The organism is Micromonospora sp. WMMD710 (assembly GCF_029626045.1).
In the GTDB taxonomy this organism is placed as follows: Bacteria; Actinomycetota; Actinomycetes; order Mycobacteriales; family Micromonosporaceae; genus Micromonospora.
In genome coordinates this window covers 1,730,593-1,741,561 of the sequence record NZ_JARUBD010000001.1, presented here as the reverse complement: position 1 = coordinate 1,741,561, position 10,969 = coordinate 1,730,593, and the positions used below count along the sequence as shown (strand labels likewise).

At 75.2% G+C, this 10,969-nt stretch carries 7 protein-coding genes; all 7 read right to left on the bottom strand.

Annotation, left to right across the window (positions count from 1 at the left end):
- A complete protein-coding gene (locus tag O7620_RS07880; RefSeq protein ID WP_278122507.1) occupies window positions 1-1,152 on the bottom strand; it encodes a cobalt-precorrin-5B (C(1))-methyltransferase in 1,152 nt (383 codons plus the stop codon).
- A complete protein-coding gene (gene cobM / locus O7620_RS07875; protein ID WP_278122506.1) occupies window positions 1,149-1,982 on the bottom strand; it encodes a precorrin-4 C(11)-methyltransferase in 834 nt (277 codons plus the stop codon). Before cobM ends, O7620_RS07880 begins: the two co-directional genes overlap by 4 nt.
- Complete coding sequence (locus tag O7620_RS07870) at window positions 1,979-2,875, bottom strand: precorrin-2 C(20)-methyltransferase (protein ID WP_278122505.1); 897 nt, start codon at window positions 2,873-2,875, stop codon at window positions 1,979-1,981. The genes cobM and O7620_RS07870 overlap by 4 nt, the downstream gene beginning before the upstream one ends.
- Entirely contained in the window at window positions 2,872-4,227 is a 1,356-nt protein-coding gene (locus tag O7620_RS07865; RefSeq protein ID WP_151489256.1) for a cobyrinate a,c-diamide synthase, read from the bottom strand. The genes O7620_RS07870 and O7620_RS07865 overlap by 4 nt, the downstream gene beginning before the upstream one ends.
- Complete coding sequence (cobO, locus tag O7620_RS07860; RefSeq protein ID WP_278122504.1) at window positions 4,221-4,832, bottom strand: cob(I)yrinic acid a,c-diamide adenosyltransferase; 612 nt, start codon at window positions 4,830-4,832, stop codon at window positions 4,221-4,223. The genes O7620_RS07865 and cobO overlap by 7 nt, the downstream gene beginning before the upstream one ends.
- 72 nt (window positions 4,833-4,904) lie before the next feature.
- Complete coding sequence (locus O7620_RS07855; protein ID WP_278122503.1) at window positions 4,905-7,163, bottom strand: VWA domain-containing protein; 2,259 nt, start codon at window positions 7,161-7,163, stop codon at window positions 4,905-4,907.
- A complete protein-coding gene (gene cobN / locus O7620_RS07850) occupies window positions 7,160-10,828 on the bottom strand; it encodes a cobaltochelatase subunit CobN (protein ID WP_278122502.1) in 3,669 nt (1,222 codons plus the stop codon). Before cobN ends, O7620_RS07855 begins: the two co-directional genes overlap by 4 nt.
- Window positions 10,829-10,969 lie beyond the last annotated feature (141 nt).

Sequence of the window (10,969 nt, the reverse complement as noted above, 5' to 3'; positions counted from 1 at the left end):
TCACCGGGGCCACCGGCCCGAGGAGGCGACCACGCGCGCGCCGGCGAAGTCGACCATCGCCACGTCGACGGTGACCGTCGGCCCGGCGAACCGTCGCAGCACGTCGCGGACCCGCTGACAGAGCAGGTCACCGGCCGGGCCGAGCAGCCCGGCGGCCTCCCACAGCTCGTACGCGTGCCGACCGGTGTTCGCCTCGGTCACGGCGGCGACCAGCGCCGGATCGCCACCGGCGTCGGCGGTCACCGCGCCGAGCAGCGAGAGGTCCACCGTGGAGCGGGTGTAGTGGGTCATCAGCACACCGGCGGCGAGTTTGGCCAGCTTGCCGGCCATGCCGACGAAGACCACCCCGGTCATCGCGTCACCCACGGCGGCGGTCACCGCGGCGCCGGTGAAGTCGCCGACCTCGACGAAGCAGACCTCGGGCAGGTCGGGCAGCAGCGCGCGGGCGGCCCGCTCGGTGCGTCCGCCGGTGCACAGCACCACGGTCCGTTCACCCTGGGCGGCCATCACGTGCACGGCCTGCACGACGCTGGCCCGCCAGGAGGCGGTGGAGAAGGGACGGACGACCCCGGTGGTGCCGAGGATCGAGATGCCACCGAGGATGCCGAGCCGCCGGTTGGTGGTCTTGCGGGCCATGATCTCGCCCCGGGGCACGCTGATCACCACGTGGACGCCGACCTCGCCGAGGTCGACCACCTCGGCCACTGCCTCGCCGATCATCCGGCGGGGCGTGTCGTTGATCGCCGGGCCACCGACCGCGAGTCCGAGGCCGGGCTTGGTGACCGTGCCCACGCCCGGCCCACCGGCCAACCGCAGACCGGGAACGTCGGCCCAGTGCACGGTCGCGGTCAACTCGGCGCCGTGGGTGACGTCCGGGTCGTCGCCGGCGTCTTTGACCACCACCACCTCGGCGCGGGTCGGAGGGGTGCCGGTCACCTCGCACCGGGCCACCGGAAAGCGCACCCGCCGGCCGGCGGGTAGACCGATCTCCACCTCCGGCTGGGGCACACCGGTGACCAGCGCGGTGACCGCGGCCTTCGCCGCCGCCGTCGCGCAGGCGCCGGTGGTCCAGCCGGTGCGCAGCGCGGTGGGCCGGACCTTCGCGGTACGCGGCAGGTCCGGCTCGCGCAGCGGCGGCTCGGCGTACGTCACGGTGTGCCTGCCTCCCCGGCGGGGGCGCCGCTCTGGCGGCGCAACTCGGCGCGGGCGGCCGGCTCGGCCCGGCGGAAGGTGTGGAAGTGCCCGGGGTGGTAGAGGTGCGAGCGGGTGCCCTCGGCGGCGAGCGCCGGCCCGACCAGGAACAGGGTGTGCTTCCACAGCTTGTGCTGCTTGACCGTCGCCTCCAGGGTGCCGACGGTGCAGCGCACCACCAGCTCGTCGGGCCAGGTCGCCTGGTACGCCACGACGGCCGGGGTGTCCGCCGGGTAGCCGCCGGCCAGCAGCTCGGCCTGCACCTGCCCGGAGCGGGCGGCGGAGAGGAACAGCGCCATGGTGGTGCCGTGCCGGGCGAAGTCGCGGACCCGTTCGCCGGGCGGCATCGGGGTCTTGCCACCTTCGAGGCGGGTGAGGATCACCGACTGGGCGACCTCGGGCACGGTCAGCTCCCGCCCGACGATCGCCGCGACGGCGGTGAACGAGGACACCCCGGGCACGATCTCGACGGCCAGGCCGAGCGCCCGGCACAGGTCGAGCTGCTCCTGCACGGCACCCCAGAGCGCCGGGTCGCCGGAGTGGACGCGGGCCACCCTCAGCCCCTGCTCGGCCGCCCGCTGGTAGAGCGACAGCACCCCCTCGATGGGCAGCTGCGACGAGTCGACGATCTCCGCGTCGGGGCGGGCGTGGTCGAGGACGTCGGCGTGCACGAGGCTGGCCGCCCAGATCACGATGTCCGCCTCGGCGATCACCCGGGCGGCCCGCAGGGTCAGCAGGTCCGCCGCGCCCGGGCCGGCCCCGACGAACCACACCTTGCCGTCGCTGGTCACAGCTTTCCTCCTCGATGGTGGCGGCGGGCGGGGACCAGCAGCGTCGACAGGTACGGCAGGTCGTGCTCGGTGTCGTCGACTCCGCCGACGTGTTCGCCGGGCAGGCCGAGACTGCGGCCGAGAACGGCGTCGTCGAGCCGGCCCTGTCGGCGCAGCTCGGCGAGCAGTTCCGGATGCCGCCGCCAGCCCTTGTAGGCGACCACGGTGCCCGGCCCGGCGAGGGCGTCGGCGAACAGCGCCAGCCCGGCGGTGCCCGGCAGCAGGGTCAGCGGTTCGCGTCCCTCGCAGAGCGGGATGCCGCTGCGCGCGGCCAGCTCCTGCATGGCGGTGACGCCGGGCACGGTCGCCACCCGCACCGCCGGTCGCAGCGCCCGCACGCTCTGCGCCAGGTAGCCGAAGGTGGAGTAGACGTTCGGGTCACCGATGGTGGCGAACGCCAGCGACCGTCCGCCCGCGTCGACCGCCTCGGCCACCACCCGCGCGGCGGCGTCCCAGGCCGCCGCCCGTCGGGCGGTCACCCCACCCCGGTCGTCCAGGGCGAACGGCAGCCGCCGCACCCGGTCCGGGTCGACGTAGGACCGCACGGTCGCCTCCGCGCGCCCGGCGTCCGCGCCCGCCGTGGACCCGGTCGCCACGTCCGCGCCCGCCGTGGACCCGGTCGCCACGTCCGCGCCCGCCGTGGACCCGGTCGCCACGCCCGCGCCCGGCGGGGGCGGACCCGCGGTCGCGGTCGGCCCGAATCGATCCGCCATGACGGGTACGAAGACAACGTCGGCCTCACGCAGGACCCGCACGGCCTTGACGGTGAGCAGTTCCGGGTCGCCGGGTCCGACGCCGACCCCGGTCAGCGTGGCGTCGGTCGACCCGGCGGCTCGACGGGTGCCCGCACTCATCGGCACGCCTCGACGAGGCGGCGGGCGGCGTCCGGGTGGCCGGCCCAGTGGGTGTGCAGGTAGGACGCGTGCACACGGCCGGCGACGAAGCCGTGCGCGGTGTCGTTCCAGCGCCACGCCGGCACGTCGCCGTGCTGCGGGTCGGTGGTGGTGCGGTGGAACTCGTGGCCGCGTACCGGCTCGCCCGCGGAGGCCACCGGGGAGTCGGTGACGGCCAGCGCCTGCCGGTAGCCGAGGGTGAGCCGGCCGGTCATCCGGGCGGTCAGGTCCAGCCGGCCGCACATCGGCACACCGTCCAGGGACCGTCCCAGGTAGAGCAGCCCCGCGCACTCGGCCACGATCGGCCCGTCGAAGTCGGCCAGGTCGGCGCGCAGCGTGGCGTTGGCGGCCAGCGCCTGGGCGTACGCCTCGGGGAAACCGCCGCCGATCACCACCGCGCGGGTGCCGGTGGGCAGTGCCGGGTCACGCAGCGGGTCGACGGTGACCACGTCCGCACCGGCGGCGGTGAGCAGTTCGGCGGTCTCCGCGTACGAGAAGGTGAAGGCCGGACCACCGGCGAGCGCGACCAGCGGTCGCTCGGTGTCGGCCGGCCCGCCGACGGCGGCGACCGGATCCCAGGCCGGGGCGGTCAGTGGCCCGGCGGTGCGGGCCAGGGCGAGCACCGCGTCCAGGTCCACGGTGGCCTCGACCAGTTCGGCGAGCGCGGTGACGATCGCGAGAGACTCGGGTGCCCGCTCGGCCACCGGCACCAGCCCGAGGTGCCGGGCCGGCGCGGCCACCTCGGCGGCGCGGGTGACCGCCCCGAGCACCGGTACGTCCACCTCGGCGAGGGCGTCGCGCAGCAGCGTCTCGTGTCGGGGTGAGCCGACCCGGTTGAGGATCACGCCGCCGATCCGCACCGAGGGGTCGAAGCCGGCCATGCCCAGTGTCAGCGCGGCGGCCGAGCGGCCCTGCGCGGTGGTGTCGAGCACCAGCAGCACGGGCGCGTCGATGAGCCGGGCGACGTGCGCGGTGGAGGCGAAGTCGCGGCGGCCGACCGCGCCGTCGTGCAGGCCCATCACGCCCTCCACCACGGCGATGTCGGCGGGTGTGGGGAGGCTCGCGCCGTGGCGCAGCAGCGGCGCGATGCGCTCGGCGCCGACCAGGAACGGGTCGAGGTTGCGCCCGGGGCGTCCGGCGGCGAGCGCGTGGTAGCCGGGGTCGATGTAGTCCGGGCCGACCTTGTGTGGGCTGACCGTCAGGCCACGGCGGCGCAGCGCGGCGAGCAGCCCGGTGGCGACGGTGGTCTTGCCGTGGCCGCTGGCCGGCGCGGCGATCACCACCCGGGGCAGCGCCCAGTGAGTGCTCACCACTCGATGCCCTTCTGGCCCTTCTGGCCGGCGTCCATCGGGTGCTTGACCTTGGTCAGCTCGGCCACCAGGTCCGCGGCGGCGACCAGACGCGGGTCGGCGTCCCGGCCGGTGATCACGACGTGTTGGAAGCCGGGCCGGTCGGCCAGGGTGGCGACGACCTCGTCGACGTCCACCCAGCCCCACGTCATCGGGTAGGTGAACTCGTCCAGCACGTACAGCCCGTAACGCTCGGCGGCCAGGTCGCGCTGGATCTGCCGCCAGCCCTCCAGGGCGTCGGCGGCGTGGTCGGCGTCGCCGCCGCGCTGGATCCAGGACCAGCCCTCGCCCATCTTGTGCCAGGCCACCGGCGCGCCCTGGCCGGTACGCTCGTGCACCTCGCCGAGCGCCCGGAAGGCGGTCTCCTCACCCACCCGCCACTTGGCGCTCTTGACGAACTGGAACACCCCGACCGGCAGCCCGGCGGTCCACGCCCGCAACGCCAACCCGAAGGCCGCCGTCGACTTTCCCTTCATCTGTCCGGTGTGGACCATCAGCAGTGGCCGGTGTCGTCGCTGCCGGGTCGTCAACCCGTCAGCAGGCACGTGACTCGGCTGTCCCTGCGGCATCAGCATCTCCCCATCCCGCGGACGTTCCCGCGATCGTGCAGCTTCTGTTGGTCATATGCGCGCTTCGCCCCGTTATGCGGCGACAGAAAGTGCACGATCGCGGGGGTGGGTCAGAGCTTCCAGGGGGGTTCTGGGGGCGTTCAGCTGGGTGGCCAGGCGGGTGGCCAGATGCAGGCGGACCGGGCCGGCCTCGCAGTCGACGACCACGCAGGGAGCACCCATCGCCGCCAGCACCTTCGCCGCTGCTGCCGCGCGGTCCAGCGGGCGGGTGCCGGCGGTGGCTCTGCCGTCGGTGACGACGAGGACCAGCGGGCGGCGCTTCGGGTCGCGCAGGCGTTCCACGCGCAGCAGGTCGGCCGCGGCGAGCAGACCCTCGGCCAGCGGCGTACGCCCACCCGTCGGCAACTCGGCCAGCCTGGTCGAGGCGGCCAGCACCGACGAGGTGGCCGGCAACAGCGTCTGCGCGCCGGCACCCCGGAAGGCGATCACGGCGACCTTGTCCCGCCGCTGGTACGCGTCGGTGAGCAGGGCCAGCACCGCGTCCTTCACGGCGGTCATCCGCTGCCGGGCACCCATCGAACCGCTCGCGTCCACCACGAACAGCACCAGGTTTCCCTCCCGGCCCTCCCGCACCGCCTCACGCACGTCGTCGCCACGCAACCGCAGCGGCCCGGTCAGCCGCCCCCGGGCGGCCTGATACGGCGCGGCGGCACGGACCGTCGCCGCCAGGTGCAGCGCGCTGGCCCGTCCGGCCGGCACCCGCGCGCCGGTGGTGCGCCCCCGCCCGGTGCGGGCCCGCGACCGCCGGCCGGGCACCCCGTCACCCACTCCGGGCGCGGTGAGCAGCCGGGCCGTCAACCCACCCCGGGGTACGGCCACCGGCTGGGACTCCCCGCTCCGGGTCGGGTCGTCGTCACCGACCGCCGGTTTCCGGCCACGGCCGTGCCGCCCGGCGCCATGCCGGTCGTCCGCCGAGCCCTGCGGCCAACCGTCGTCGCCGACCCTGTCGCCCGTCGGGCGCTGCGGCCAACCGTCGGTGCCGTCCGGGCTGTCGGCGCGCCCATCCGGGCCGGTGCCGGGGCGGTCCGCCGAGTGCCCGCCCGACTCGGGTTCACCCTGGTCGCCGCCGCCGCTACCGTCCTGGGGTCCGCCGCCAGCCGGGCCGCCGCCATTCCGGCCACCGGCACCGGCCGGGCTGCCGCCAGCCGGGCCACCACCATCGGGGCCGCCGTCGTCGTCCGGGTCGTCGGGGTGGGCGTCCTGGGCCCGCTGCAACGCCTCGTCGAGGCGCTTCTCATCCAGCCCCGGCGTGTCGAACGGATCGCGGCGGCGGCGATGCGGCAGGGCCAGCCGGGCGGCGACCCGGACGTCGTCGATGGTGACCCGGTCCCGGCCGAGCCAGGCGGCGTGGGCCAGGGCGGCACGGGCCGTGACGATGTCGGCGCGCATCCCGTCCACGTCGAACGCCGCGCACACCTCGGCGATCTGGCGCAGCGCCGCGTCGGGCAGGCGTACCCCGGGGAGCCGGCGCCGGGCGGCGGCCACCTGACGGGCGATGTCGGCGTCGGCGTCGGCCCACCGGGCGGCGAAACCGGGCGGGTCGGCGTCGGCGGCGAGTCGCCGGCGGACCACCTCGACCCGGACCACCGGGTCACGGCTCGCGGCGACCTCGACGGTGAGCCCGAACCGGTCGAGCAGTTGCGGGCGCAGCTCCCCCTCCTCCGGGTTCATGGTGCCGACCAGCAGGAACCGGGCGGCGTGGCTGACCGAGACGCCTTCGCGCTCGACGTGGCTGCGGCCCATCGCCGCCGCGTCCAGCAGCAGGTCGACGAGGTGGTCGTGCAGCAGGTTGACCTCGTCGACGTAGAGCACGCCCCGGTGGGCGGCGGCGAGCAGGCCCGGTTCGAAGGCGCGTACCCCCTCGCCGATGGCCCGCTCCAGATCCAGTGATCCGACCACCCGGTCCTCGGCGGCGCCCACCGGCAGCTCGACGAGGCGGGCCGGGCGGGTCTCGGCGGCGACGTCGGCCGGGTGGGGGCCGTCCGGGCAGGCCGGGTCGGGCTCGGCCGGGTCACAGCCGAAACGGCAGCCCGCCACCCGGCGCACCGGCGGCAGCAGAGCGGCGAGGGCCCGTACGGCGGTCGACTTCGCGGTGCCCTTCTCGCCCCGGACCAGCACCCCGCCGATCGCCGGGGAGACGGCGTTGAGCAGCAGCGCCAGGCGCATGTCGTCCATGCCGAGCACGGCACTGAACGGGTAGGTCACGGTCACTGGGCCTTCTTTCGTTCGCGACTGCGGGGCTCGCACAACCGGCTCACTCCTCGCGCTCACACCCGGTCCTCCAGGTCACCCTCGCTGGCCAGGTACGTGTCGCGGAGCCGGTCGAGGGTGACCGGCTCGGGTTTGGCCCACAGCCCCCGGTCGGCGGCCTCCAGCAGCCGTTCGGTGATGCCGCGCAGCGCCCACGGGTTGGAGCGCTCCAGGAATTCGCGGGTGGTGTCGTCGAAGAGGTACGCGGCGGCCAGGTTCTCGTACATCCAGTCGTCGACGACGCCGGCGGTGGCGTCGTAGCCGAACAGGTAGTCCACGGTGGCGGCCAGCTCGAACGCGCCCTTGTAGCCGTGCCGGCGCATCGCGGCGATCCACTTCGGGTTGACGACCCGGGCCCGGAACACCCGCCGGGTCTCCTCGCCCAGCGTGCGGGTCCGCACGTCGTGCGGCATCGCCGAGTCACCCACGTACGCCTGCGGGGCGCTGCCGGTGAGGTGACGGACCATCGCCACCATCCCGCCGTGGTACTGGAAGTAGTCGTCGGAGTCGACGATGTCGTGCTCGCGGGTGTCCTGGTTCTTCACGGCCACCGCGATCCGGGCGAACGAGCGTTCCATGTCGGCGCGCGCCTCCCGCCCGTCCAGGCCCCGGCCGTACGCGTAGCCACCCCACACGGCGTACACCTCGGCAAGGTCGGCGTCGTCGCGCCAGGTGCGGGCGTCGATCAGCGGCAACAACCCGGCGCCGTACGCCCCGGGTTTGGAGCCGAAGATCCGCGCGGTGGCCCGCCGCTCGTCGCCGTGCTCGGCGAGGTCGGCGGTGACGTGGGCGCGCAGGTAGTTGTCCGCGTCCGGCTCGTCGAGGGCGGCGACCCGCCGGACGGCGTCGTCGAGCAGGGTCACGACGTGCGGGAACGCGTCGCGGAAGAACCCGGAGATGCGGACGGTGACGTCGACGCGGGGCCGGCCCAGCTCGGCGGTCGGCACCACCTCGATGCCGGTGACCCGCCGTGACCGGTCGTCCCAGACGGGCCGGCAGCCCAGCAGCGCGAGCACCTCGGCGATGTCGTCGCCCTGCGTCCGCATGGCGCTGGTGCCCCACACGGTCAACCCCACCGAGCGGGGGTACGCGCCGGTGTCGGCGAGGTGCCGGGCCAGCAGCGAGTCCGCGAGGGCCACCCCGACGTCCCAGGCGTTGCGGCTGGGGATGGCCTTCGGGTCGACGGAGTAGAAGTTGCGGCCGGTGGGCAGCACGTTGACCAGGCCCCGGGTGGGCGAGCCGGACGGGCCGGGCGGCACGAACCGGCCGTCGAGCGCGCCGAGGGTGTTGGTCAGCTCGTCGGTGGTGCGCTCCAGCCGGGGCACCAGCTCGGTGGCGGCGAAGCGCAGCACCGCGGCGGCGTCCGGGATCGGCTGGCTGGTCACCTCCGCGACGACCGCGTCGGCCGCGTCCACGGCCCAGCTTAGGGTTTCCATGCCGACGACCAGTCGCCGCGCGAGAGCCTCGATCAGGTCGATGGCGTCGGCGGCGGTGCCGGCCGGGCCGTCCACCGCGTCGGTCAGCGCCGCGGGCAGGGCGATCCGCTGTCCGGGCGTCGCGAGCAGCTCCTGCTCGTCGAGGCCGTACGCGGCGGCGAGGGCCTGCCGCAGGCCGGGCAGGGCGCGGGCGCCTCCCCAGATCTGCGGCGCCCGCAGCACGGCGAGGACGAGGTTGACGCGGGGTTCACGGGTCGGCGCGGCGGCGAGGATGTGCAGCCCGTCGCGGATCTGCACGTCCTTGACCTCGCAGAGGTACCCGTCGAGGTGCAGCACGAAGTCGTCGAAGTCGTCGGCGTCGGGCATCGCCTCGGCGTGCAGGTCGTGGTGCAGTTCGGCGGCGCGGACGAGGTCCCAGATCTGCGCCCGCACGGTGGGCACCTTGGCCGGGTCGAGGGCCTGCACGGTGGCGTACTCGTCAAGCAGTTGTTCCAGTTTGGCCAGCTCGCCGTAGGTCTCGGCACGGGCCATCGGCGGCACCAGGTGGTCGATGACCACGGCGTGCGCGCGCCGCTTGGCCTGGGTGCCCTCGCCGGGGTCGTTGACGATGAACGGGTAGACCAGCGGCAGGTCACCGAGGACCGCGTCGGGCGCGCAGCCGGCGGCCAGGCCGAGGCCCTTGCCGGGCAGCCACTCCAGGGTGCCGTGCTTGCCGAGGTGCACCACGGCGTCCGCGCCGAAGCCGCCGTCGGCGACCGGCGCGGCCAGCCAGTGGTACGCGGCCAGGTAGTGGTGACTCGGCGGCAGGTCCGGGTCGTGGTAGATGGCGATCGGGTTCTCCCCGAAGCCGCGAGGCGGCTGGATGAGCAGCACCACGTTGCCGAAGCGCAGCCCGGCGAGCACGATGTCGTCGCCGTCGGTGTACAGCTCGCCGGGCGGCTCACCCCAGTGTTCCCGCATCCGTTCGCGCAGCTCGGCCGGGACCTGGTCGAACCACCGCCGGTACGTCCGCCCCGGTATCCGGGCCTCGGCGGCGGCCAACTGCTCCGGGGTGAGCCATTCCACGTCGTGCCCCCCGGCGGCGATCAGCGCGTGGATCAGCGCGTCACCGTCGTCGGGTACCGGGGCGTCGCCCAGGTGGTAGCCGGCGTCGGCCAGCGCGGCGAGCAACCGGACCGCCGAGACGGGGGTGTCCAGCCCGACGGCGTTGCCGACCCGGGAGTGCTTGGTGGGGTACGAGCTGAGCACGACGGCGATCCGCTTGTCGGCGTGGGGCACGTAGCGCAGCCGGGCGTGGCGCACCGCGATGCCGGCGACCCGCGCGGCCCGCTCGGGGTCGGCGGCGTAGACCGAGAGCCCGTCGGCGTCGATCCGCTTGAACGAGAACGGCACGGTGACGATCCGGCCGTCGAACTCGGGGATGGCCACATGCATCGCGGCGTCCAACGGGGACAGTCCGGCGTCGCTGCCGGCCCACTGTTCGCGGGTGCTGGTGAGACAGAGCGCCTGGATGACCGGCACGTCCAGGGTGGCGAGGGCGCCGACGTCCCAGGCGTCCTCGGCACCGCCGCCGGAGGCGTCCGCGGCGACCGCGCCCCCGGCGGCGAGGACGGTGACCAGCAGCGCGTCGCAGCGGGCGAACAGTCCGAGCGGTCCGGCGCCGGCGGTCAGCCCGCGCAGCGAGCCGCAAAAGATGGGCAGCGGATCGCCACCGGCGTCGCGTACCGCGTCGGCGAGCACGTCGACGAATCCGGTGTTGCCGGCGAGCGCGTGCGCCCGGTAGAAGACGATCCCCACGGTGGGCCGGTCCGGGTCGGCGCGATGATCGCCGTGCACCCCGTACGCCGGTGTGGGCGCGGGTGGGGCGAAACCCTCGCCGGTGAGCAGCACGGTGTCGGAGAGGAACCGGGCCAGCTGGGCGAGGTTGTCCGGCCCGCCCTCGACGAGGTACGCGAGCGCCTGGGTGGCGACCCCGGACGGCACGGTGGAGAGGGCCGTCAGCTCCGCGTCGGGCACCGACTCACCGCCGAGCACGACCGTGGGGCGTCCGCCGGCGAGCACCGCGGCGAGGCCGTCGGGCCACGCCTGCCGGCCTCCGAGCAGGCGTACGACGGCGAGGGCGACCCCGTCGAGCAGGGCGGGCACCTCGTCGGCGGCGACCCGGGCCGGGTTGGCCAGGCGGTAGTCGACGCCGCTGGCGCGGGCGGCCAGCAGGTCGGTGTCGGCGGTGGAGAGCAGCAGGATGCGCACGGCAGGCTCCGGACAGTAACGTCGGCACGCTCGCGGGAAGCGCCTGGCGACGTGGGATGGGCGCGGGGTTCAGCGGGTACCGCGATCCGGCCGGCTCACCGGCGTGCGGCCGGCGGCGACGGGTGGCGCGGTGCGGAACTC